This is a genomic window from Brevundimonas viscosa (assembly GCF_900116065.1).
GTDB classification, from domain to species: Bacteria; Pseudomonadota; Alphaproteobacteria; order Caulobacterales; family Caulobacteraceae; genus Brevundimonas; species Brevundimonas viscosa.
In genome coordinates, this window is record NZ_FOZV01000001.1 from 147,686 (window position 1) to 170,762 (window position 23,077).

At 71.1% G+C, this 23,077-nt stretch carries 25 protein-coding genes, 1 tRNA gene and 1 riboswitch; of the genes, 13 read left to right on the forward strand and 13 right to left on the reverse strand.

Features of this window, described 5'->3' with window-relative positions; genetic code table 11:
- Both BM333_RS00675 and BM333_RS00680 read right to left on the reverse strand, forming a co-directional pair.
- Entirely contained in the window at positions 1–1,050 is a 1,050-nt protein-coding gene (locus tag BM333_RS00675) for a ribonucleotide-diphosphate reductase subunit beta (RefSeq protein WP_092306253.1), read from the reverse strand.
- A 220-nt stretch (positions 1,051–1,270) separates the two neighbouring features.
- Entirely contained in the window at positions 1,271–1,876 is a 606-nt protein-coding gene (locus BM333_RS00680) for a hypothetical protein (RefSeq protein WP_092306255.1), read from the reverse strand.
- Between the two features lie 214 nt (positions 1,877–2,090).
- Between BM333_RS00680 and BM333_RS00685 the strand changes: the two genes are divergently transcribed.
- Positions 2,091–2,723: a glutathione S-transferase family protein gene (locus BM333_RS00685; RefSeq protein WP_092306257.1), complete on the forward strand. Its 633-nt coding sequence runs from the start codon at positions 2,091–2,093 to the stop codon at positions 2,721–2,723.
- A 91-nt stretch (positions 2,724–2,814) separates the two neighbouring features.
- Positions 2,815–3,081, forward strand: a complete 267-nt coding sequence (locus tag BM333_RS00690; RefSeq protein WP_092306259.1) for a hypothetical protein — start codon at positions 2,815–2,817, stop codon at positions 3,079–3,081.
- 38 nt (positions 3,082–3,119) lie between these two features.
- Here the strand turns inward: BM333_RS00690 and BM333_RS00695 are convergent, their stop codons facing one another.
- Positions 3,120–5,312 carry an ATP-binding protein gene (locus BM333_RS00695; RefSeq protein WP_218151400.1) on the reverse strand — a complete coding sequence of 731 codons (2,193 nt, stop codon included), beginning with the start codon at positions 5,310–5,312 and terminating at the stop codon, positions 3,120–3,122.
- Between the two features lie 181 nt (positions 5,313–5,493).
- Here BM333_RS00695 and BM333_RS00700 point away from each other — a divergent pair, with 181 nt between their 5' ends.
- Entirely contained in the window at positions 5,494–6,273 is a 780-nt protein-coding gene (locus tag BM333_RS00700; protein ID WP_092306263.1) for a nucleotidyltransferase family protein, read from the forward strand.
- A 78-nt stretch (positions 6,274–6,351) separates the two neighbouring features.
- Positions 6,352–7,122 carry a metallophosphoesterase family protein gene (locus tag BM333_RS00705; RefSeq protein ID WP_092306265.1) on the forward strand — a complete coding sequence of 257 codons (771 nt, stop codon included), beginning with the start codon at positions 6,352–6,354 and terminating at the stop codon, positions 7,120–7,122.
- Here the strand turns inward: BM333_RS00705 and BM333_RS00710 are convergent.
- The 3 genes from BM333_RS00710 to BM333_RS00720 all read right to left on the reverse strand — a co-directional run bounded on the left by BM333_RS00710 (position 7,101) and on the right by BM333_RS00720 (position 9,010).
- Complete coding sequence (locus BM333_RS00710) at positions 7,101–7,466, reverse strand: VanZ family protein (RefSeq protein ID WP_092306267.1); 366 nt, start codon at positions 7,464–7,466, stop codon at positions 7,101–7,103. The genes BM333_RS00705 and BM333_RS00710 overlap by 22 nt on opposite strands.
- 38 nt (positions 7,467–7,504) lie before the next feature.
- Positions 7,505–8,068 carry a TMEM165/GDT1 family protein gene (locus BM333_RS00715; RefSeq protein ID WP_092306269.1) on the reverse strand — a complete coding sequence of 188 codons (564 nt, stop codon included), beginning with the start codon at positions 8,066–8,068 and terminating at the stop codon, positions 7,505–7,507.
- Between the two features lie 95 nt (positions 8,069–8,163).
- Positions 8,164–8,266: riboswitch (yybP-ykoY riboswitch) on the reverse strand.
- The gene (locus BM333_RS00720; RefSeq protein ID WP_092306271.1) at positions 8,246–9,010 is read right to left on the reverse strand and encodes a phosphatase PAP2 family protein; all 765 of its coding nucleotides are present in this window, start codon (positions 9,008–9,010) and stop codon (positions 8,246–8,248) included. (Overlaps the previous riboswitch by 21 nt.)
- Before the next feature lie 269 nt (positions 9,011–9,279).
- Here BM333_RS00720 and BM333_RS00725 point away from each other — a divergent pair, with 269 nt between their 5' ends.
- Together BM333_RS00725 and BM333_RS00730 are read left to right on the forward strand one after the other, a co-directional pair.
- Positions 9,280–11,166, forward strand: coding sequence for a ribonucleoside-diphosphate reductase subunit alpha (locus tag BM333_RS00725; RefSeq protein WP_092306273.1), 1,887 nt, complete (start codon positions 9,280–9,282; stop codon positions 11,164–11,166).
- Between the two features lie 152 nt (positions 11,167–11,318).
- On the forward strand, positions 11,319–12,194 hold the full coding sequence (locus BM333_RS00730; protein ID WP_092306275.1) for a lipid A-modifier LpxR family protein: 876 nt from the start codon (positions 11,319–11,321) through the stop codon (positions 12,192–12,194).
- Between the two features lie 77 nt (positions 12,195–12,271).
- Here BM333_RS00730 and BM333_RS00735 read toward each other — a convergent pair whose 3' ends face one another.
- A complete protein-coding gene (locus BM333_RS00735; RefSeq protein ID WP_092306277.1) occupies positions 12,272–14,026 on the reverse strand; it encodes a gamma-glutamyltransferase family protein in 1,755 nt (584 codons plus the stop codon).
- 173 nt (positions 14,027–14,199) lie between these two features.
- Here BM333_RS00735 and BM333_RS00740 point away from each other — a divergent pair.
- Positions 14,200–14,276: transfer RNA gene (locus BM333_RS00740), tRNA-Arg, on the forward strand.
- Between the two features lie 13 nt (positions 14,277–14,289).
- On the opposite strand, the gene BM333_RS00745 is transcribed toward BM333_RS00740, so the two are convergent.
- Genes BM333_RS00745 through BM333_RS00765 form a run of 5 tightly spaced genes read right to left on the reverse strand, consistent with a single transcriptional unit; the run spans position 14,290 to position 16,146 of the window.
- Complete coding sequence (locus tag BM333_RS00745) at positions 14,290–14,709, reverse strand: DUF1801 domain-containing protein (protein ID WP_092307535.1); 420 nt, start codon at positions 14,707–14,709, stop codon at positions 14,290–14,292.
- A gap of 20 nt (positions 14,710–14,729) precedes the next feature.
- On the reverse strand, positions 14,730–15,152 hold the full coding sequence (locus BM333_RS00750) for a DUF1801 domain-containing protein (RefSeq protein ID WP_092306279.1): 423 nt from the start codon (positions 15,150–15,152) through the stop codon (positions 14,730–14,732).
- Between the two features lie 4 nt (positions 15,153–15,156).
- Positions 15,157–15,372: a hypothetical protein gene (locus BM333_RS00755; protein ID WP_092306281.1), complete on the reverse strand. Its 216-nt coding sequence runs from the start codon at positions 15,370–15,372 to the stop codon at positions 15,157–15,159.
- A gap of 22 nt (positions 15,373–15,394) precedes the next feature.
- Positions 15,395–15,826, reverse strand: coding sequence for an SRPBCC family protein (locus BM333_RS00760; RefSeq protein ID WP_092306283.1), 432 nt, complete (start codon positions 15,824–15,826; stop codon positions 15,395–15,397).
- Positions 15,823–16,146, reverse strand: coding sequence for an ArsR/SmtB family transcription factor (locus BM333_RS00765; RefSeq protein WP_092306285.1), 324 nt, complete (start codon positions 16,144–16,146; stop codon positions 15,823–15,825). Before BM333_RS00765 ends, BM333_RS00760 begins: the two co-directional genes overlap by 4 nt.
- Before the next feature lie 236 nt (positions 16,147–16,382).
- On the opposite strand from BM333_RS00765, the gene BM333_RS00770 reads away from it, so the two are divergent.
- From BM333_RS00770 to BM333_RS00785, 4 genes are read left to right on the forward strand one after another with little or no spacing between them, the layout of a single operon-like run.
- Entirely contained in the window at positions 16,383–18,254 is a 1,872-nt protein-coding gene (locus BM333_RS00770; protein WP_177221768.1) for a TOL_0244 family TonB-dependent receptor, read from the forward strand.
- 2 nt (positions 18,255–18,256) lie between these two features.
- Positions 18,257–18,778 (forward strand): TOL_0243 family YfiR-like periplasmic protein, encoded by a 522-nt coding sequence (locus BM333_RS00775; protein WP_092306289.1) that lies wholly within the window; start codon positions 18,257–18,259, stop codon positions 18,776–18,778.
- Position 18,779: 1 nt separating this feature from the next.
- Positions 18,780–20,555: an ATP-binding protein gene (locus BM333_RS00780; protein ID WP_092306291.1), complete on the forward strand. Its 1,776-nt coding sequence runs from the start codon at positions 18,780–18,782 to the stop codon at positions 20,553–20,555.
- Positions 20,556–20,569: 14 nt separating this feature from the next.
- A complete protein-coding gene (locus BM333_RS00785; protein WP_092306293.1) occupies positions 20,570–20,842 on the forward strand; it encodes a hypothetical protein in 273 nt (90 codons plus the stop codon).
- 3 nt (positions 20,843–20,845) lie between these two features.
- On the opposite strand, the gene BM333_RS00790 is transcribed toward BM333_RS00785, so the two are convergent.
- Complete coding sequence (locus tag BM333_RS00790; protein ID WP_092306295.1) at positions 20,846–21,328, reverse strand: hypothetical protein; 483 nt, start codon at positions 21,326–21,328, stop codon at positions 20,846–20,848.
- Positions 21,329–21,401: 73 nt separating this feature from the next.
- Here BM333_RS00790 and BM333_RS00795 point away from each other — a divergent pair, with 73 nt between their 5' ends.
- Positions 21,402–22,571 (forward strand): DNA cytosine methyltransferase, encoded by a 1,170-nt coding sequence (locus tag BM333_RS00795; RefSeq protein ID WP_092306297.1) that lies wholly within the window; start codon positions 21,402–21,404, stop codon positions 22,569–22,571.
- 65 nt (positions 22,572–22,636) lie between these two features.
- Positions 22,637–23,071 carry a surface-adhesin E family protein gene (locus BM333_RS00800; protein ID WP_092306299.1) on the forward strand — a complete coding sequence of 145 codons (435 nt, stop codon included), beginning with the start codon at positions 22,637–22,639 and terminating at the stop codon, positions 23,069–23,071.
- The last annotated feature ends 6 nt before the right edge of the window (positions 23,072–23,077 follow it).

Here is a 23,077-nt window from a genome sequence, read left to right on the forward strand (position 1 = left end):
TCAGCCCTCGGCGACAGCCTCTTCCTTGCGGCGCTTCATCATCGCGTCGAAGCTGCCCCAGACGCCTTCCGGGCCGTGCCAGGCGCCCCTGGTGGCGGCCTTGGAGTATTCGGTGGCGCGGGCCTCGAAGAAGTTGGCGTGCTCGACGCCGGACAGCAGGGCCTGCAGCCAGGGCAGCGGGTTGTCCTTGACGCCGTAGACTTCGGGCAGCTGCAGCTGGCGCAGGCGCCAGTCGGCGATGAAGCGGATGTAGGCCTTGATGTCGTCCGGGGTCATGCCGTTCACCGGCCCCATCTCGAAGGCCAGGTCGATGAACTTGTCCTCCATGTCGACCACGGTCTTGCAGCAGTCGACGATGTCGTCGGCGACGGCCTTCGTCACCGCGCCGGTCTCCTTGTTGAAGGCATGGTAGAGCTTGATGATGCCCTCGCAGTGCAGGCTCTCGTCGCGCACCGACCACGACACGATCTGGCCCATGCCCTTCATCTTGTTCTGGCGCGGGAAGTTCATCAGCATCGCGAACGAGGCGAACAGCTGAAGGCCTTCGGAGAAGCCGCCGAACATGGCCAGGGTGCGGGCGATGTCGGCGTCGGTGTCGACCCCGAAGCGGCCCATGAAGTCATGCTTGTCGCGCATGGCCTCGTATTCCATGAAGGCCCCGAACTCGCTCTCGGGCATGCCGATGGTCTCGAGCAGCAGGGCGTAGGCCGCGATGTGGACGGTCTCCATGTTGGCGAAGCTCGCCAGCATCATCTTGACCTCGGTCGGTTTGAACACCCGACCGTAGCGCTCCATGTAGTTGTCCTGGACCTCGATGTCGGCCTGGGTGAAGAAGCGGAAAATCTGGGTCAGCAGGTTGCGCTCGGCGTCGGTCAGATTGGCCGCCCAGTCCTTGCAGTCCTCGCCCAGCGGCACCTCTTCCGGCAGCCAGTGGACCTGCTGCTGCTTCTTCCACATGTCGAAGGCCCACGGGTAGCGGAACGGCTTGTAGGCCGCCGACGGGGTCAGGAGACCGGGCCTGGAGGGCGTGATCTGGACGTGCGCGTTCATCGGACGACTCGGACTGGAAGGCGAAAGGAGCGACGCCCACCATGCGGCCGGACCGGCCCGGCGCCAAGCCGGAATGCGGCTATATTGCGATCACATTTTTCGCGACCGCTAGATGTGGTGGTCGAGCGCCTTGTTTCTGGGGATGAGCCGGGGATAAGCCGGGCGGGGCCGTGGCACGGTTTCGGGGCGCCAAACCTGCCAAACGTGACACGGGTCGAGGTCACGACGCCTCCCCCTCCGCCCCGGCCCGGCCCTCGCTCGCGCCGTCGCCGTTGCGGGCGGCCTCTTCGGCGGCCGCGATCTTCATACGGGTGTCGTCCGACATCCGGCGAAGGAGGGCGACGCGGAGCATGTCCGCCTCGCTGGCGTCGATCGCTTCGTCCTCGATGCGGGCGCCAGACCGGTCGAGCTGCTGGACCAGACGCATCCAGACCACCGCCTCGGAGGCCCGGTCCATGGCCGCGCACTCCGCAGCGCGCTTGAAGGCGAACTGGCGCAGGTAACGCTGGTCCGGCGTGAACAGAAGAAGCGCGGCGTCGACGGCGTTCGCCTCCTGGACCTCCGCGAACTCGGGGAAACGGGCGGCGGCGGCCTGGATATCGAGATAGCCGCGACGCCGCGACGGCGGCTCGGTCGCGACGGTGTGGTCGCAGCGCCGCCACCCGCCCTCGGCGGCCTTGCGGCGAACGGTGCGCTCGGAGACGCCGTAGCGACGGGCGACCAGCGCAGCGGGCATGCCGGCGACGAAGTCGTCGTGGATCCGGCGCCAGAACTCGGCGGTCTCGGGAAGGTCGGGTGGGGTGGGAGCGTCGGGGGGAACTCTCATGCGCCATTGTCACCCCTTCCCGGCGGGCGCCGGAGATTCACGAATCTGATTGCGTAGAGATCAGAGAAGGCGGCACTTTTTCCGAAGAGCCGGGCCGAGAGTTAATGTCGCCCGGCGCTCAAGCGACAAACAGGCCTTGTCCCGCGCGTAACGTTTTCAGGGACGCGCCGGCGGCGCATCCGGGCCATGCTCGGGCTGAACGAGGAGGACCCCCATGACCTACACCGTCTATGGCGCCGCCGGTTCGGGCTCGGTCCCGGTGGAGGCGGCGCTGACCCTGATCGGCGCGCCCTTCGAGGTGGTCGAGGCCGTGACCTGGCAGGACGAGGCCGAGCGCGACAAGGTCGCGCCGGTCAATCCGATGCGGCAGATTCCCGTGCTGGTGACGCCGGAGGGCGAGACCCTGACAGAGAGCGCCGCCATCCTGATCTGGCTGGCCGAGCAGCATCCGGAGGCGGCCCTGGCGCCGGAGCCGGGCGACCCGCGGCGCGGGCAGTTCATGCGCTGGATGACCTTCGTGCCCGCCTCGATCTACTCGATGTTCTGGGTGAGGGACGACCCGGCGCGGCTGGGCGGCGACGATCCCGCGGCGCAGGCGCGGATCAAGGAACGGACGGCCGGGCGCATCGCCGACTGCTGGGCCGCGATGGAGAGCCAGATCACGCCAGACCGATTCCTGCTGGGAGAGGAACTGACGGTGCTGGACCTCTATGTCGCCGTGGCCAGCCGGTGGACGCCGCGGCGCAAGCGCTTCGCGGAGGTCGCGCCGCGGATGCATGCGGTGGTGGAGCGTGTGGATGCGCTGCCGGAGCTGGAGGCGTTCTGGGCGGAGCGGTTTCCGGGGTAGATGGGCCTGGTGCGCCCGGCGTGTCCTGATCCGGCCGTTGCGGTGGCGCGGCGGCCGCGTGAGTGTTCCGCCAGCCCAAGGAAACGCCGAAATGAAAACGCCGGGTCTGTCCCTGATCGCCGTCGCCACGGCCGGTCTCGCCGCCTGCGCCGCAACCGCTACCCCGGCGCAGACCTGCCAGGCGTTCGCTTTCCGGCATGATGTCGCCCTGGGAGCGCCCGATGAAGCCGACTGGATCGCCGACACCACCGAATGCGAGCTCAGATGGTCAGCGACAGCGGCGCGTCCGGCCGTGACCTGTTCGATCCAGGACGGTCGGGTGCTGCGGCTGGGCGTCGGAGATCAGATCTATCGGTAGGATCCGCCCGACGGCGACCTCACCCCGATCCCCAGGCCCTAGGCCGCCACGGGCAGGCGGGCGGTCGGGAGGTCGCCGGCGAGGGCGCGGGTGACCACGGCGAAGAGGCCGGCCTGGTTGATCGGCTTGGCGAGGTGGGCGTTCATGCCGGCGGCGAGGCAGCGCTCGACGTCCTCGGGCATGGCGTCGGCGGTCATGGCCACGATGGCCAGGTCCCCGGGTTCCCCGGGCAACAGCCGGATCTGGCGGGTCGCCTCGAGGCCGTCCATGCGCGGCATGCGGACGTCCATAAGCACGAGGTCGAACGGGAGGTCGCGCACGGCGTCCACGGCCTCGACCCCGTCGGCGACCTCGGCCACCTCGCAGCCCAGGGCCTCGAGCATGATGCGGGCGACCTCGCGGTTGACCGGGTGGTCGTCGACGACGAGCACGCGCGGCGCCCGGTCCTCCGCGTCCTCCCGCTCCGGCGAGTCCGCCGCCGGCGCAGCCACTGGCGCAGGCGCTGGCGGGGAAGCGGCGCAGACGGCTTCCGCGGCCGGCGCCGGCCCGGCGACCGGCGTCGGCTCGGGCGCGTCGGCGGCGCGCGGCAGCGGCAGGTGAAGGGTGAAGGTGGAGCCCTCGCCGGGACGGCTGTCCACCTCGATGCGGCCGCCGAGGCGGCGAACGTGGCGGGCCGCCAGGGCGAGGCCGAGGCCCACGCCGGAATGGACCCGGCTGATCGAGGCGTCGCCCTGGGCGAAGGCCTCGAACAGACGCGGCTGGAGGTCGGGGTGGATGCCGCAGCCGGTGTCCGACACCTGGACGGTCACGCCGTCGGCGGCCCGGTCGAGGCGGATCCGTATCTCGCCTTCGGCGGTGAATTTGAGGGCGTTGGCGACCAGCGGGTGGATGGCCTGACGCAGGGCGCGCGGATCGGCCATGTAGCGGGCGCGCGGCGGCAGGCGGTTGTCGACCACGAGCAGCACGCCCCGCGCGTCGGCCGCGTCCTGACCGTGAGCGGCGGCGTCGCGCGCGACCGCGGCGAGATCCACCGGCTCCGGGGCGACGGCGTCGTCGCCACGGGCGAAATCGAGGATGTCTTCCACCAGCTTCAGCAGGGCGTCCGAGGACTGGCGGATCTGGCGGGCGTGACGCACGGCTTCCGGGTCAAGTCCCGGGCGGCCGGCGAGCAGGTCGGCGAATCCGGCCACGCCGTTGAGGGGCGTGCGCATCTCGTGGCTCATCATGGCCAGGAAGCGCGAGCGGGCGGCGGCGGCGTCCTCGGCCCGGCGGCGGGCCTCGTGCGCCGCGGCGGTGCGGGCGCGCAGCCGCGCCTCGAGCCGCCGGCGCTCGGTCATCACCGTGCTGAGCGGCAGCACGGTCGCCACCATGGTCAGGATGTAGAGATTGTAGACGCCCAGCTGGCGGAAGATCGGCGGGATCGACTCCAGACCCGGCGCCTCGTCGAGCCGCACCAGATGCACCGGGCCCTGCCCGGTCAGGGTCGCCACGCCGCTCAGCGCCGCCAGCACGATGAGGGCCGCCGCTGTCATGGTGGGCGACAGCCGCAGGCCGATCAGCAGCATGGGCATGAGCGTGAGGAAGAGCAGCGGAGAGTCGGTCTGCCAGAAGACCCAGGTGGTGACGAAAACCATCAGGGCCATCAGGGTGGTCGCCTCGGGCCACCGGGCGCGGCCGAGCCCCGCGAAGCGATGACGGCGGGCGAGCAGCAGGAGGATGGGCGTGACCAGCAGCAGCCCCATCAGCTCCATGACGAAGAATTTCTGCAGCTGGAAGAACCACACCGCCGCCGGCGGCTCCCGCAGCAGCCACAGCAGCCCCATGCCGACGAGGCTGGTGACCGCCACGGCGCTGGCGGCGCAACCGGCGAAGCGGACAAGGCGGCGCGGCCGGCGCATGTCGAGCGCCGCCCCGCAGTAGCGACGGGCCAGCAGGGCCGCGAGGGAGGCTTCGCCGAGATTGAGCAGCGGGTTGATCCAGAGGAAGGCTCCCGGATCGCCCCGAACGCTGTTGCTGAGCAGGTTGATGCCGAAGCAGGCGGCCAGCACCAGCATCGCCGGACGCCGGTGAAGCTGCAGCAGGGCCGCGGCCATGATGCCGTTGGACAGCCAGACGACGACGGCGCCGTAGGTGGCGACGCTCCAGTGACCGAGCAACTGGGAGACGGCGAACAGGACGACGTAGGCCCACGCGGGCGGCCCCGCGACGCGGCCCGCCTCATGCCTGAACAAACGCCAACGACCCCTCAACCGGATTCCTCCCGGCTCATACCCGACGCGACACCCCTAGCGCGAAATCCGTAAACAAAATGGAGCGCTGCGCCGGCGCCGCTGTCGGGCGAGGAACCGGCGCGGGAGCGGGGCCGTTTCCCCGACCGCGCCGCCTCCCGCGTCGCGGAGAGTGCGAATTCCGATGTCAGACACCGTTCCCGACCCCAGCTTCAGCCCGCCTCCGGAGGCGGTCGCCTTCTACGAGGAGGCTCTGGGTCTGCTGAAGGAGAGCGGCATCCCCTTCCTGCTCTCGGGGACCTATGCGGTGACGGCCTATACCGGCATCCGGCGGCCGACCAAGGACCTGGACGTCTTCTGCAAGCCGGGGGACTACCCGCGCATCCTCGCCTACTTCCAGGCCCGCGGCTTCCGGACGGACGTCGAGGACGAGCGCTGGATCGCCAAGGTGTGGAAGGACGACAAGCACTTCTTCGATGTGATCTTCGCCATGTCGAACGGGACGATCGCGGTCAACGACAGCTGGTTCGGCGACGACGTCATCGAGGTCTACGGCCACCGCGTGGGGATCACCCCGCCCACCGCGCTGATCCTGTCCAAGGTCTTCATCCAGGACCGCTACCGCTACGACGGGGCGGACGTGAACCACGTCATCCTGAAGCAGGCCGACGCCATCGACTGGAAGAGCCTGCTGGACCAGATGGACCTGTACTGGGAGGTGCTGCTGGCGCACCTGCTGAACTTCCGCTTCGCCTACCCCACCGAGCGCGACAAGACGCCGCGCTGGCTGATCGCCGAGCTGACCGAGCGGCTGCAGGCCCAGGTCGACCTGCCCGCCCCCCGGATCAGGGTGTGCCGCGGACGGTTGTTCAGTCCACGCGACTACATCGCCGACATCACCGAATGGGGCTTCGGCGACGTGGTCGGCAAGGGGCTCGAGGAACGCCATGAACCGATTGACTGAGAGGCGCTGTCGCGCGGCGCGCGTCCCTGCTTGCGCGGGGATGACGGGTGCGCCGCCTGAGCGCCGGAAGGAGCCTGGATGACTGACCACCCCGATCCGCAGACGCCGCAGCCGGGGCTGGAGCCGGGCCCGTCGAAGAAGCTGCGGGTGGCGGCGGTCGGCGACCTGCATGTCGGCGAGCGCCACGACGCGCCGCACCGGGACCTGTTCGACCGGGTGCACGAGGACGCCGACGTGCTGTGCCTGTGCGGCGACCTGACGAACTTCGGCAAGACCCGCGAGGTCGAAATCCTGCTCGAGGACCTGCGCCACTGCCGCATCCCCATGGTCGGGGTGCTGGGCAACCACGAGCACGAGTGCGGCCAGCCCGAGAAGGTCAAGGACATGCTGTGCGACGCCGGGGTGAAGATCCTCGACGGCCAGTCCTACGAGATCGACGGCGTCGGCTTCGCCGGGGGCAAGGGGTTCGTGGGCGGCTTCGGCCGCTACATGCTGAGCTCGTTCGGCGAGGACTCGATCAAGCGCTTCGTGCAGGAGGCGGTCGACGACGCCAATGTGATCGAGAACTCGATCCGCATGCTGCGCACCGAGCGGTCGGTGGTGGTGCTGCACTATTCGCCGGTGGTCGACACGGTGATGGGCGAGCCGCCGGAGATCCACGCCTTCCTCGGCTCGTCGCGGCTGGGCGAGACGGTGGACCGCTACGACAACATCAGCCTGGTGGTGCACGGCCACGCCCATCGCGGGGCGGCCGAGGGGCGGACCAACAAGGGCACGCCGGTCTACAACGTCGCCCTGCCGGTGCTGCGGACCCTGGGCGAGACGCCCTACCGGGTGTTCGAGGTCTGAAACGCCGCGCGCGGGCGGAAGCCGCGCCATACGGCCCAGAGCAGCAGGGCGACGGCGATGCCGAGGGCGTCGGCGAGCAGGTCGCCCCAGCTGGCGTCGCGGCCGACCAGCCCCTGGACCACCTCGACCGCACCCCCGAGGGCCAGCGCCAGAAGGGCGGCGACGGTCCGCGGCAGCCGCCGGAACAGCACCCCCAGGCTCCACAGGATCAGCCCGAACACCACGAAGTGGGCGCCCTTGTCCCAGACGCCGCTGGCCGCCTCGACGTTTCCGAAGGGGCCGATCATCAGGGTCAGGGAGACGACGAGGATGGCGACCGCAACGAGGCGGAGCAGATGCGACATGGAGGGCTCGGAAGGTCCGGGGGAGGAGCCGGTCTATATCAGCCGGTCGCCAGAACCCACACCCCCGTGGCGGCGAAACCGAGCGCGGCGGCGACGCGGATCCAGCGCAGCGGCAGGCGGCGCGCGGCCGCCTCGCCGAGGAAGACGGCGGGGCCGTTGACCAGCATCATGCCCAGGGTCGAGCCGGCTACGACGGCGACGACGGACTGGAACTGGGCGGCGAGCATGGCCGTGGCGACCTGGGTCTTGTCGCCCATCTCGATGACGAAGAAGGCGGCGGCGGTGGTCCAGAACACGCCGGAGAAGGTCTTCTCGGTGGTGTCGGGGCGCTCGTCGAAGCGGTCGGGGATGAGGGCCCAGGCCGCGAAGCCGAGGAAGGCGAAGCCGACCACCCAGCGCACCCAGGGACCGTGCATCCAGTGCGAGAGCACGGCGCCGGCGGCGGCGGCGAACAGGTGATTGCCCAGGGTCGCGGCGAGGATGCCGAGCAGGATCGGCAGCGGCCGGCGCCAGGCGGCGGCCAGCACGATGGCCAGCAACATGGTCTTGTCCCCGATCTCCGCGATGGAGACGAGGCCGGTCGAGATCAGGAAGGCGTCCAAGACTTCTTCGTGCGCGGGGGCCTCGGCGGACGGACCTGTGGCGTTCGCAGCCGGACCCCCGCGTGGAAGCGCCCTGCGAAGCCAGCGGTCTTGCCAGGACCCGAAGGTCCGATCGCGCCATTCCCTCCGGGCGAGGGAAAGTGTGTTGACGCGAACCCCGCTGACAGGCGCGGGCGGCTACTCCCCGATGACGGCGGGGTCTGTAGCGGCGGGCGGGGCGTCGTGCAAGCCGCCGGCGTGGCGGGCCTGCCATCGCTGCGCCGCCCAGGCGACCAGCCACAGGGCCATGGCCCAGGCCGCGCCGGCGCACCAGCCGGCGACGACGTCCGAGGTCCAGTGGGCGCCGAGATAGATGCGGGTGAGGCCGACCAGGGCGGCGATCAGCATGGCCGCCCCAAGCGCGAAGGCCTTGAGCCGACGGCGCGGCAGGACGCGGATCAGCATCACCCCGAGGCTGAGGTAGAAGACGGTCGCGAGCAGGGCGTGGCCGGAGGGGAAGCTGGCGTTCAGGGTCTCCACCGCCTGGTAGGCGGCGGGCGGACGCTCGCGTTCGAACAGGGCCTTCAGCCCCTCGCTGAGACCGACCCCGCCGGCCAGTCCGAGGGCGAGCAGCGCCGCCGACAGGCGCTTGCCCTGGATCAGCAGGAAGGCGAAGGCGATGAGGGCGAACAGGGCCAGGACGGAGATGCCGCCGAGCGAGGTCAGGTCGGCGGCGGCCTCGTGCAGCCACCACGGGCCGCGCGGCTCGCCGGGGACCGGCTGCAGCCACAGCAGCACCGCCTCGTCGATGGCGCGGCCGTCCGCCTCGGTCATGTCGTCGGCGATCTCGATGAAGGTCATCACGCCCAGCGCAATGATCGTGAGGGCGGCGAGGGCGGCGATTTCGGCGCGCGCCAGACGCAGGGTCCGGCGCAGGAGATCGAGGGCGGCGGCGCGGTTCATGGCGAGGCAAACGGTCCCGCTTGTGGGACGTTCCACTCACGCGTTCGTGATGAATAATTCCGGGCCGGCGTCATGCCCTCGTCGTGGGCCGTCCACAGGCTCATCCCCCGCCTTGATCGCGATTCGCCCAGAAAGTGATCGTCAAGCCCGTTGACGGTTGGTTAGCCATCTGCGCCCCATATGTGGGCTTGGGGAGCGCTACGGCCACTAGATGCTGTGGTCGGCGGCGCAGGCAGTCCTTTTCTCGATTTTGTTCAGGGCGATATCCGATGGCCGGCGGCGAAGCGTTGAAGACGGTGGAATTCCAGGGGATCGAGGCGGCCGAGGCGGGTCAGCGACCCCATCTTTCGCTCGTGCCCTCGATCCAGATCGACCGCTCGCGCGACGCGCTGCTGACCGACTTCGGCAAGAAGACGCTGGAGGATCGCTACCTGCTGAAGGGCGAGTCCTACCAGGACATGTTCGCCCGGGTGGCGACGGCCTTCTCGGATGACGCCGAGCACGCCCAGCGCGTCTACGACTACATGTCCAAGCTGTGGTTCATGCCGGCCACGCCGGTGCTGTCCAACGGCGGCGCCGACCGCGGTCTGCCGATCAGCTGCTTCCTCAACGCCGTGGGCGACAGCCTGGACGGCATCCAGAACGTCTGGAACGAGAACGTGGCCCTGGCCTCGAACGGCGGCGGCATCGGCACCTACTGGGGCGGCGTCCGCTCGATCGGCGAGAAGGTCAAGGGCGCCGGCCAGACCTCGGGCATCATCCCGTTCATCCGGGTGATGGACTCGCTGACCCTGGCCATCTCGCAGGGCTCGCTGCGGCGCGGCTCGGCGGCGGTCTATCTCGACGTCCACCACCCGGAGATCGAGGAATTCCTCGAGATCCGCAAACCCTCGGGCGACTTCAACCGCAAGTCCCTGAACCTGCACCACGGCATCTCGATCAGCGACGCCTTCATGGAGGCGGTGCGCGACGGCAAGCCGTTCGAACTGAAGTCGCCCAAGACCGGCGAGGTCATGAAGACGGTCGACGCCCGCACCCTGTGGCAGAAGATCCTCGAGATCCGCCTGCAGACGGGCGAGCCCTACCTGATCTTCTCGGACACTGTGAACCGGCAGATGGCCCCGCACCAGCGCGAGCTGGGCCTGTCGGTGAAGCAGTCGAACCTGTGCGCCGAGATCATGCTGCACACCGGCCGGGACCACCTGGGCGTGGACCGCACCGCGGTCTGCTGCCTGTCGTCGGTCAACGCCGAGAAGTTCCTGGAGTGGCGCGAGGAGCCGCGCTTCGTCGAGGACCTGATGCGCTTCCTCGACAACGTGCTGGAGGACTTCATCCGCCGCGCGCCGCCGGCCATGGCCGCGGCGGTCTATTCGGCAAAGCGCGAGCGTTCGGTGGGTCTGGGCCTGATGGGTTTCCACTCCTTCCTGCAACAGCAGGGCGTGGCCTTCGAGAGCGCCATGGCCAAGTCGTGGAACATGCGGCTGTTCAAGCACCTGCGCCGCGAGGCCGACAAGGCCAGCCGCCTGCTGGCCGAGGAGAAGGGCCCCTGCGAGGACGCCGCCGAGCGCGGCGTGATGGAGCGCTTCAGCCACAAGCTGGCGATCGCGCCGACCGCCTCGATCTCGATCATCTGCGGCGGCACCAGCGCCGGCATCGAGCCGATCCCGGCCAACATCTACACCCACAAGACCCTGTCGGGCTCGTTCGCCGTGAAGAACCCGTACCTGGAGAAGATCCTGGGCGAGAAGGGCATCGACACCGAGGCGGTGTGGAGCTCGATCCTCGAGCACGAAGGGTCGGTGCAGCACCTCGAGCAGCTGTCCGACGAGGAGAAGGCCGTGTTCAAGACCGCCTTCGAGCTGGACCAGCGCTGGGTGGTGGAGCTGTCGGCCGACCGCGCGCCCGAGATCTGCCAGGCCCAGTCGATCAACCTGTTCATCCCGGGCGACGTCGACAAGTGGGACCTGCACATGCTGCACTGGTCGGCCTGGGAGCGGGGCGTGAAGTCGCTCTACTACCTGCGCTCAAAGTCGGTGCAGCGCGCCGCCTTCGCCGGCGGCGAGGACAAGTCCGGCGAGCCCGAGGTGGATCCGAACCAGCCCGACCTCTTCGCCGTGGCCCGCACCGACTACGACGAGTGCCTGGCCTGCCAGTGACCGGCTGACGCCCGGCGGCCAAGCGACGCCGTATGGAACCCACCCACAGCGCTGCCGTTCGTCGAGGCAGTTCTGTGGCATGAAAATGTCAGTTGGCGGGACGGCCCCGATGGTGCAGGGTCGAATCCGTTAACGGACTGAGGGGACCGTTGATGCGTGCAGTGGCGTTCGTCGCCGGAATCCTGGTCAGCGCGGTCGCCGCGACCCCCGTGGTCGCCGGCGGAGCCGCCGCCCGTCAGGTCGCCCTGCCCGACCCGTGGACGACGCCCGAACGGCCGACGACGGTCTCGGGCCTTCTCACCCGCCTCAGTCACGACGACGCTTTCGCCGACATCGACGGGCGCGAACCCGCCTACGCCTGGGATCGCGGCGATTACGGGCGTGCCGATGAAGCCGGGTCGCCCTGGGCCGTATCCAGGAGGGCCGTGCGCTTCGAGAGCCAGGGCTTCAGCGACCGGCTGAGCCTGCGCACCGAAGGCCGGTTGCGCCGCGCCGACGGTTCGCCCCTGCCCCCCGGCCCGCTGGACCGCGCCGCCGTCGAGGCCGAGCACTACGACCTGACCTACACCCGCGGCTGGACCGAGACGCTGGCGCGCACCGAGTCGGGGCTGGACGTGACCCTGACGCCGCATGTCGGCGTCGGGGTGGGCAGCCGTGGTCGGGCCGCCGAGGCCGGGGCCACCCTGCGCATCGGACCGGACCTCGACCGGCTGGTGCCCGACGGGGCCGACGCCTTCGGCGACCGTCCGCGCTGGTACCTGTACGCGGCGGGCTCGGGCCGGGCGGTGGGCTACAACTTCGCCCGCACCCGCGACGGCGATTTCGCCCGCTCGGGCGTCAGCCACGACTCCGGCGCCTTCCTTGGCGACGCCTCGCTGGGCGTGGCCATGCGCCGCGGCCCGATCCACAGCTCGTTCGGCTTGGTCTATCGCGAGATCGAGACCGAGGGCCTGCGCGCCGGCCACGGCGTCGACACCGACGTGTCGGAAGGGCTGGTGGCGTTCCAGCTGTCGATCAAGCCCGAGTAGGGATGAGGTTCCAGGTTCTAGGGGCTAGGGGCTAGGGGCTAGGCGCGAGAGCCCCACTAGAACCTAGAAACTAGAACCTAGAACCTGACTGTCCCTTCCCGCCGGTCGTCCGCGCCGCCGTCCCAGCCCCAGGCGCCGTCGCGGCCCTGGCGCCAGAGGCCGCCGTGAAGGCCGGACGTTTCGCTGTCGTTGGGCTCCAGTTCGATGCCGTTGGCCGCCAGCGCCGCGCGCAGGTCCGGGCTGAAGCGCTCGGTGTCGGCCCCGAAGCCGTCGCCGCGGGCGACCAGGTTGGGCAGGTCGAAGGCGGCCTGCATCGGCAGCCCCCAGTCGAGTACGGCGATCAGCGCCCGGGCGTTGTAGGCGAGGATCGAGGTCCCGCCCGGCGAACCGAGCGCGCCGAGAAAGCGACCGTCGCGATCGAGGATCAGCACCGGCGACATCGACGAGCGCGGCCGCTTGCCGGGCGCCACGGCGTTGGCGGCCGGGGCCCCGTCGGGGCGGGTCGGGCTGAAGGAGAAGTCGGTCAGCTGGTTATTGAGGAAGAAGCCGGCGGCCATGCGCCCGGAGCCGAACACGCTCTCCACCGTGGTGGTCATGCTGACGGCGTTCCCCCCGGCGTCGACGATCACGAAGTGCGAGGTGCCGGACGGCTCACGCGTGGCGTCGGGGCCGGCGAAGACCCCGCCCGGCGGCGCGCCCGGCTCGGCGGCGCCGGTCAGGGTGGGGGCCAGCGCCGCGCGGCCGGCGACATAGTCGGGGTCGAGCAGGCCCTGGACCGGCACGCGGACGAAGCCGGGGTCGCCGACGTAACGGTCGCGGTCGGCGTACATCAGCCGCTGCAGCTGGGCGAAGGCGGTCCAGGCGTCGGCGCTGTCGGGTCCCTCGAGGAGGGTCGGGCTGTGCTCGGCCATCAGCAGCAGCTGCAGCACGGCGACGCCGGAGGACGGCGGCGGCGGCACGCAGATCACCCAGATGCGGTACGGCCGGCACAGGGCGCCCCGCTCGATCGGGCGGTAGGCGGCGAGGTCGGCGTGGGTCAGGGCGCCGGGGCGCGGCCCGGCGCCGACGGTGGCGACGATCTCGTCGGCGATGCGGCCCCGGTAGAAGGCCTCCGGTCCGCCGGCGGCGATCTCGGCCACGGTGTCGGCGTAGGCCGGATTGCGCAGCACGTCGCCGGCGACGTAGCGGTCGCCGTCCGCCCTGGTGAAGTACGCGTCCGCCCAGCGGGTGCGGGCCTGGCCGCGCGTCGCCGCGATGAATCCGGCCAGCCGCGGGCTGACCACGAAGCCGTCGCGGGCCAGGCGTTCGGCGTCGGCGAACAGGGCGGACCACGCCAGCCGGCCATGCTCGGCCTGGGCCATGGCCAGCATGGCCACCGCGCCCGGGGCGCCGGTCGAGCGGCCGCTGAGCACGGCCTCCGGGAAGGGCAGCGGGCGGCCGTTCTCGTAGAACAGCTCGGGCGTGGCCGCGGCGGGGGCGGTCTCGCGTCCGTCGTAGCTGGTCACCTCGCCGGTCGAGGCGTCGTAGAGCATCATGAAGGCGCCGCCGCCGAGGCCGGAGGACTGCGGCTCGACCAGGCCGAGCACCGCCTGCACCGCCACGGCGGCGTCGACCGCCGAGCCGCCCTCGCGCAGCACCCGCATCCCCGCCTCGACGGCCAGCGGATTGGCCGCGGCGACGAAGGGGCCGCGGGCCGGCGGCGGGGCGGGCGCCGCGTGCGTCCGCGATCCGGGGCCGACCGGCGCGCCGCTCGCGCAGCCCGCCAGCGCTAGTCCGCATGCCAGCACGGCGGCCGTGAGGGTGCGGAGGCGGCGGAAGGGCGCTGGGGTCATCGGGATCCTCGGCGAGGCGATCGGGGGAAAAGCGGCGCACCTTGGCGCGGCGGGCCGCCGAGCGGAAGCCCCGCCCGCCTCGCCGCGAGAACGTCGCGCAAAACCCGCCGTTCGGGACTTGCCCCCTCTCCCCCCGTGCGCTAGAGACCCGCCCTCGCCGTTCGCGGCCGTGCGCACCCGTAGCTCAGCTGGATAGAGCACCAGACTACGAATCTGGGGGTCAGGAGTTCGAATCTCTTCGGGTGCGCCATTTTCCTTCCCGCTCAGACTGACCTGCGGCGCGTCTTCGGCGTGCCTTTCGACAGGTTCAGCTCGACCGCCGCGCGGATGAGGGCGCGGAAGGCGGGGGCGTCGAGCGTCTCGCCCTCGCGGATGTCGATGGCCCGACGGTCGTTGCCCTCGAGACTGGCGTTGAACAGGCCGGCCGGATCCGGCAGGGCGGCGCCGCGGGCGAAGGTCAGCTTCACCGCCGCCTTGTAGGTCTCGCCGGTGCACAGGATGCCGGCGTGCTCCCACACCGGAACGCCGCGCCACTTGACCGTCTCGATGACCGCCGGATCGGCCTCGTGGATGAGGGCGCGGACGCGGGCGAGCGCGGCGCCGCGCCAGTCGCCCAGGGCGGCGATCCTGGCGTCGATGAGGCGGGCCGGTGATTCCTCTTCCGCGGCGTCGGACATGGTCATGATCTCCGTCGGGTTCGGGCTCACATCTTCTCGCCGGGGAGGCGGCTGGCCTGCCGCACCCAGTCGACGAACTGCGCTTCGTCGAAGGCTTCGTCCTCGTGGATGTGGAGGTAGCGGACGTGCTTCTGTTTCGAGCCGACCGGCGGCGGCGGCTCCAGTCCGGCGCCGCGGAAGAAGCTCACCTTCAGATAGCGCGCGTAGACGTGGACGCCGAGGAACCAGGTCCCCTCCTCCGCCCCATAGAGCGGCGAGTTCCACTTGACCGCCTTGCGCACCCCCGGAACGGCGTCCTCGATGAGCCTGTCGAGGCGGCGCCAGACCTCGCCCTTCCAGCCGGGCGCGGCCGCGATCCACGCCTGCACCGGGGCGTCGCCGTAGCCCTTGGCGATCTGCGGATTGCCGCCGGAGAGGAGGACGGGTTTTTCACGGGGACCGCCGGACATGCCGTCACTCCCGGCCCGGGACGCGGGCGCCGAGCCAGGGACGCACGAACAGGTACAGCCCGGTGAGCGTCAGCACGAGGAGCGGCGCCAGCGGCGCGTAGAAGACGGGGCTTCCCGTATCCTGGCCGGTCGCGGCGGCCGCCGTCGCCGCGATGACGCAGGCGACGAAGATCGCCGATACCCAGCGGTGAAACCATCGAATCCGTTTGCCGAGAGCCACGTCGGCCTCCTTTCTGCAGCCATCAATCTTCGGTCGAGAGAACCTCGTCCAGCTTGTCGAGGAACCGGGCCCAACCGGCGCGGGCGCCGCCGAAGGCCTGCTTCTGCTGCGGACGGAAGCCGACCTGCTCGACCTGCAACCGGGTCCCCGCCGCCGTCGGTTCGAGGGTGAAGGTCACCACGCTTCTGAGGTCGAAGGCGGGATCCTCGTGGGTGAAGTCCCAGGTGTAGGACAGGCGCCGCTCCGGCTCGACCAGGCGGACCTCGCAATCCAGCACCCCGCCCCAGTCGCCGCGCAGGTTGAAGCGGTGCCCCACGACGGGGGCGAAATCGTTCTTCATCAGCCACGCCTCGATCAGGTGCGGCTGGGTGAGGGCGCGCCAGAGCTTTTCCGGGGGCCAGGGGAAGTCGCGCTCGACGACGACGGAGCGGGATGCAGGCGGGGCGTCGTTCATTGGTCCATCCTCTTCAGAAGGTCCTCGAGACCGTCGAGTCGGGCTTCCCAGAAACCTTCCATCCGCCGGGTCCAGTCGATCAGAGGGACCAGGGCGCCGGGGCGGGCGCTGTAGTGGATGCGCCGGCCCTCCGGCCGGTCGCGGACCAGCCCCGCCTGTTTGAGCACGCCGAGGTGCTTGGAGACCGCCGGCTGCGACACCCCTGCGGCGCCGGTCAGGGCGCCGACGGTCTGTTCGCCGTCGCGGCAGAGCCGTTCGAAGATGGCCCGCCGGGTCGGGTCGGCCAGCGTCCGGAATAGGGCGTCGGGGGTATCCGCCATACGATCGATAACCCTACAGCTATAGATCAATCCATAACCACGGAGGAATGCGTCGTCAAGGTCGGGCGGAGCCGGATTGTCTGGGCCGGCCCGGCGCGGCGTTGACGTCGCGGTCCGTTCGCGGCAGTCCGGCGCCCACGGGAGCCGCATCGGCGGCCGCAACCTTTGCCGCTGTGCGCGGTTGTCCCTGTACGGCAGAAACCTTTGAAACGGGCTCGCCGAGGGGAAAGTCGCCTATGTCCATCGTCGCCGGCCTCGCTGCCGTGAGTGTTCTGGGAGCGGGAGGCGAGGCCGCAGCCGATGCGCAGGGGCCGCAGCCGCAGGATCTGAGCGGACTGACGCTGGAGCAGCTGGCCGACATCCAGGTCACCTCGGTGTCGCGCCGGCCGGAACAGCTGTCGGGCGCCGCCGCATCGGTCTATGTGATCACCCGCGACGACATCCGGCGGTCGGGCGCCGCGAGCCTGCCCGAGGTCCTGCGGCTCGCGCCGAACCTGCAGGTTCAGCGGGTCGGCTCGGTCGACTACGCCATCACCGCGCGCGGCTTCAACTCGTTCGAGACGGCCAACAAGCTGCTCGTGCTGATCGACGGGCGCAGCATCTACACCACCCTGTTCTCCGGGGTGCTGTGGGACGCCCAGGGCCTGGTGCTGGAGGACATCGAGCGGATCGAGGTGATCAGCGGCCCGGGCGGGGCGCTGTACGGCGCCAATGCGGTGAACGGGGTGATCAACATCACCACCCGCTCCGCGCGCGACACGCAGGGTCCAGCCATCTCGGCGGGGGTTGGGACGGACGACCGGACGCTCAGCCTGCGGCACGGCGGCGCCCTCGGCGAGGCCGGGGCATGGCGGCTTTTCCTGACCGGTTTCGACCGCAGCGACACGGAGATGGTGGGCGGCGGATCGGGCCTGGACGCCGCGGCCGGCATCCGCGCGGGGGGACGGGTCGACTGGTCCAACGGCCATGGCGACTGGATGCTGCAGGGCGACGTGTACGATCACGAGTCGCCGGGCGACGTGGCGCTGCGCGGCGGCTTCGCCCTCGGCCGCTGGGGACGGCAGTTGGGCGACTACGGCCGCATCGACGTGCAGGCCTATTACGACCGGGCCGACCGGGTGAACGGCCCGGTCGAGGAGGAGGTGCGCACCTGGGACGTGTCGCTGCAGCAGGCGATCGACCTCGGGCGGCACGCCATCGTCTGGGGCGGCGGCCACCGCTGGGTCGAGAACACCCTGACCAGCCCGCCCGGCGCGGCGACGCTCGTGCCCGCGAGCCGCGACATCACGCTGGGCAACCTGTTCGTGCAGGACCAGATCTCGCTGCGGGACGACCTGGTCCTGACGCTCGGGGTGAAGGTCGAGGACAGCAGCTTCACCGGCGTGGAGGTGCTGCCGAACGCCCGGCTGGCGTGGAGCCTCGACAACGGATCGCTGCTCTGGGGCGCCGTCTCGCGGGCCGCGCGCACCGCCAGCCGGATCGACCGCGACCTGACATTGCCCGGCTTCCTGGTCGGCGGGAGCTTCCAGTCGGAGATCCTGACCGCCTACGAGCTCGGCTATCGGGCCCGGCCCGCGCGTAATCTGAACCTGTCGGTGTCGGCCTTCTATCACGACTATACGGACCTGCGGACCGTCGCGCCCGATCCGGCGACGATCCTGCCGCTGCGGTTCGCCAACGGCGGCGAAGGCCACACCAGCGGGATCGAGGCCTGGGGCAGTTACGAGGTGTCGCCACGCTGGCGCCTCGACCTCGGCGTGGTCACCCTCGACAAGGAGTTCCGTCTCAAGCCGGGCGAGACCGACATCTCCAGCCTGGCGTCGGTGGGCGACGACCCGTCGTGGCAGGTGCTTCTCAACTCGCGCGCACAGCTGACCGATCGGCTGGAGCTGGACGTCCATCTGCGGGCGGTCGATGAGCTGGCGGCGTCCGGCGTCGACGGTTACGTGGAGGCCGACCTTCGCCTCGGCTGGCGCTTCGACAACGGCGTCGAGCTGGCCCTGACCGGCTCCAACCTGATCAACGACACCCGCCTGGAAACCGGCGATCCCGGCCGGCAGCGGGTGCTTGGGCGCAGCGCCTACCTGACCCTCAGGGCGGGCTTCTGACCGTGGCCGGCCGACAGGCCATCGCGGGCGCCCTCGCCGCCCTCGTCCTGCTCGGCGAGGCCGGGATGGCCCGCGCACAGACCCTCGAGTACCAGGTCAAGGCCAACTACCTGGTCCGGTTCGCCGCCTTCGTGGAGTGGCCGCCGTCGGCGTTCGCCTCGGCCTCCGCGCCGCTGACGCTGTGCGTGGCGGGGCGAGATCCGTTCGGACGCGCGCTGGAAACCGCGGCGGCGGCCCAGACCGCCCACGGGCGGCGGATCGCCCTGCGCCGGCTCGGCGACAGGTCGGCCGTGACCGGTTGCCACATCGTCTACCTCGGGCGGGGCGCGGAGGCGCCGGAAACCGGGGCGGCCGTGCTGGTGGTCAGCGACTCCGCCGTGACCGCGCGGCGGGCGATGATCCACTTCGTGATCTCCAGCAACCGGGTCCGCTTCCACATCGACAAGGTCGCGGCCGAACAGGCACGCCTGCAGCTCAGCTCGCGCCTGCTCAACCTGGCCGTGGATGTGCGGGGGCGCGGCTGAGATGACCTGGGTCTCGGCCATCCGCACACGCGGCGTTCCGCTTGTCGCCCTCGCCTGCCTGGCGGTGCTGCTGGTCGTCGGGGTGTTCGTCTCGATTACCCACGAGCGGGCGATGAAGGTCGAGCTGGCGCGCGACGCCGGCGCCCAGGCCGATCTGCTGGCTTCGGCGGTCAGCGGGGCCCTCGCCTTCGACGACGCCGAAGCCGCCCAGGACTACGTCGACGCCGTACAGGTGAATCCCAACGTGCTGGCCGCGGCCGTCTATGACGAGAACAACCGGCTGGTCGCCAGCTACGCCCGCGCCGGCGAGACGATCCCGGCGACGGCGACGCCCAGGCCCGAGACGACGCAGTTCCAGGACGGCCGTCTGTACGTCGTGCGGCCGGTGACGGAAGGCGGACAGACGCTCGGCACCGCCCGTCTGCGCCTGATGGACACCCCCGCCAGCCAGCGGTTCTCGCGCTACGCCGGCATGATGCTGGTGCTGGCCCTGGCCGCCCTGCTGATTGCGGTGCTGGCGCTGACGCAGTCGGCCCTGCGTCGGGCGAACCGCAGCCTGTCGACGCGGGCGGCCGAGCTGGCGGAGGCGAACGCGCGCCTGCAGGAGGAGATGGTCGAGCGCGAGAAGGCCGAGGAGGCCCTGCGCCAGAGCCAGAAGATGGAGGCGATCGGCCGACTGACCGGCGGCGTCGCCCACGATTTCAACAACCTGCTGATGGTCGTCTCCAGCGCCATCGACCTGATGCAGCGCAGCGATAATCCGGAACGCCGCCGGACCCTGATGGACGGCATGCGGCAGGCGGTCGACCGCGGCTCCGGCCTGACCCGGCAACTGCTCGCCTTCTCGCGTCAGACGCCGCTGCGCACCGCCGTGATCGACGCCGGCGAGCAGATCGAGTCCATGCGCATCCTGCTGGAGCGATCGCTGCGCGAGGACATCGCGGTGGAGATCGACGTGCGACGGCCGCTGAAGCCGATCGAGGTCGACGTCGGCGAACTGGAGCTGGCCATCCTCAACCTGGCGGTCAACGCCCGCGACGCGATGCCCGAAGGCGGCACGCTGAGCATTTCGGTGCGCCCCCGGGGGGAGACGGTCTGCGTCGAGGTGCGCGACACCGGCGTGGGCATCCCGCCGGACCTGATCGGCCGCATCTTCGAACCCTTCTTCACCACCAAGGCGGTCGGCAAGGGAACGGGTCTGGGGTTGAGCCAGGTCTACGGTTTCGCCCGCTCGTCCGGAGGGAGCGTCACCGTGGCGTCTCCGGCCGACGGCGGCGCGATCTTCAGTCTTTGCCTGCCGGCGACCGACAAGGCCATGCCGGCCACCGCGGAGCCGCGGGCGACCGTCCCGGCGACGGCCGGGGCCGGCCACATCCTGCTGGTCGAGGACGACGACGCGGTCGCCGCCGGCGTGGAGGGGATGCTGGCCGATCTCGGCTACACCCACGAACGCGCCGCCACCGGCGATGCGGCGCTGGAGCTGGTGCGCGGCGGCCGCCGCTATGATCTGATCCTGTCCGACATGGTCATGCCCGGCGACCTGAACGGTCTGGGCCTGGCTACGGAACTGCGAAGCCTCAAGCCCGGCCTGCCGGTGATCCTGACCACCGGGTTCAGCGAGGCGGCGGCGACGGCCAACAAGGCGGGCTTCAGGTTGCTGAGCAAGCCATACGGTCTCGACGAGCTTGCCGGGACGCTGGCGGCCGCGCTGGCGAGCGCGGGCGGTCACGCGAAGGTGAGGGAACCCGGCGACCACCGGGACGATCTCCAAGCGTAGCTGGGGAGAGTTCCATGTTGTTGAAACGTCTGCTGTTCGCCGCCGCCGTCGGCGTCGCCACGCTCGCCGGGGCCGGCGGCGAAACCGGCGCCACGGCCGCCTTCGCCATGACCCGCGTCGCGCAGGACGCGAACTGCGTCGCGGCCTGCCAGGCGACCTTCGAGGCGGAGGACGCGCGCTGCTTCGCGGCCGACCTCGCGGGCGGCTTCCGCGGCGGCTTCTACCGGCCCTGCGTCAGCTACGCCCAGTACCAGTACAACAACTGCGTGGCGGCCTGCCCGGCCTGACCATCACGCCTTGCCGAGCGCGGTGCGGGCCTTGTCGAGGCGCGCCTGCAGCCGGTCGCGCTCGCGGCCCTGGGCCAGCGTCAGGCGTTCGAGGGCGCGGGCGACGCGCGCCGCCTCGGCTTCGAGGTCCCGCCGCGCCGCCGCCTGCTCCCGCTGCAGCGCCCTGAGCTCCGCCTCGAGAGAACGGACGCGTTCGCGAGCCGCCGGCGAGGGCCCCTTGCGCTTCCCGGTCGCGGCGCGCCGGGCCTTCTTGCGACGGGGCGCCGCCTCGCCGACATCCACCGCCAGTCCACGCTCGATCACCTCGCCGGGGCGGGCGAGCGCGGCCTCGTAGTCCGGGCCCTCCCGGATCTCGCGCGCCAGGCCGCTGGCGAAGATGTCGCGCTCCATGCCCCACGCCGCCAGCGCCTTGGGGCGCGAGCTGGCGGCGACAGTGAAGGCATGGAAGCCGTCGGACCAGGTGAAGACCTTCAGACGCGGAGCCATGGCGGCACAGCGGACGGCGGCCGCCCGCGGTTCCGCGATGGACTTGGCGCCTGCTAGGCCGCAGCCTGCGCGGATGGTCGAATCGCCGCCCTGTCCGTTCGACGCGCCCGGCGTCTACGAGTTCTTCGCCGGCGGCGGCATGGTCCGGGCCGGGCTGGGCGAGGGCTGGCGCTGCCGGTTCGCCAACGACATCGACCCGGCCAAGGCGGCGGCCTACAGGGCCAATTGGGGGGACGCGGAGCTGAGGGTCGGGGACATCGGCGCCCTGACGCCGGCGGACCTGCCGGGGACGGCCGACCTGATGTGGGGCTCCTTTCCGTGCCAGGACCTGTCGCTGGCCGGCGCCGGCGCCGGTCTGGCGGGGGCGCGGTCGGGGACCTTTCACACTTTCTGGAATCTGGCGCAGGGGCTGGCGGCCGAGGGGCGCGCGCCCCGCGTCGTGGCCATCGAGAACGTCTGCGGGGCGCTGACCTCGCGCGGGGGGCGAGACTTCGAGGTCCTGTGCCGGGCCTGGGCCGAGGCGGGCTATGTGTTCGGCGCGCTGGTGATCAATGCGGACCGCTTCCTGCCGCAGTCGCGGCCGCGGCTGTTCGTGATCGGCGTGCGCGGCGACGTCGTCATCGATCCCGCCCTGCTCGCGGACGGGCCGGAGGCGCCGTTCCACCCGCCGACGCTGGTTCGCGCCGCCGCCCGGCTGCCGCGGGAGACGGCGGAGCGCATGGTCTGGTGGCGGCTGCCCGCCCCGACCGCGGCGACGCCGACGCTGGCCGACCTGGTCGAGGCGGACGGGGCGTCGCTGCGGTGGCATGCGGACGCACAGACCCGCCGGCTCCTTGAGCTGATGACACCGGTCAACCGGGCCAAGGTCGAGGCGGCCCGGGCCGCCGGCGGACGCCGCGTCGGCGCCCTGTACCGACGCACCCGGACGACGCCTGACGGCCGCAAGGCGCAGCGGGCGGAGGTGCGCTTCGACCTCGCCGGCTGCCTGCGCACGCCCGGCGGGGGATCCAGTCGCCAGACCCTGCTGATCGTCGAGGACGGGCGCGTACGGTCGCGGCTGATGACGGCGCGCGAGATGGCGCGGCTGATGGGTCTGCCCGACGGCTATCGTCTGCCGGCCTCGCACAGCGCGGCCTGCCACCTGGCCGGCGACGGGGTGGCCGTGCCGGTCGTGCGGCACCTGGCGCAATGGCTGTTCGAACCGCTGGTGAGATGCGGCGAGGCGCTGTCGCGGGCGGCCTGACCCCTCCCCTTGCCAAGCGCGTCCGTCGGCGCATCATGGCGAGCGACGATCTGGGGAGGTCATCGATGAAGCGTATTGTGATCGGGGCGACGGCCCTGCTGGTCGCGGCGGGGCCGGCGGCGGCGGAGAACTGGAACGCCTACTCGCGCAGCGCCAACAACGTGTTCATGGCCGATGTGGACAGCATCGCGAGCACGGACGGGGTCACCTCGGTGGTGATCGCCATGGTGCCGCTGCGGGCCGAGGCGGGAGACTACAGCCACTCTCTGGAGACCTACGAGTTCCAGTGCGACCGCAACCGCTGGCGCCCGGCAGGCGTGGTGGAGATCGGCCCGGACGGGGCCGAGCTGGACCGCTTTCCGGAAGAAGGCGCGGACTGGGAGCCCATCCGGGCCAACACCCAGCCCGATTTCCTGAAGCAGATCGCCTGCGACGGCTCCCGGGCCGACCCGCCGACCTGGCCCACGATACGGGCCTTCATCGACGCCGGCCGACCCTGAACGCGA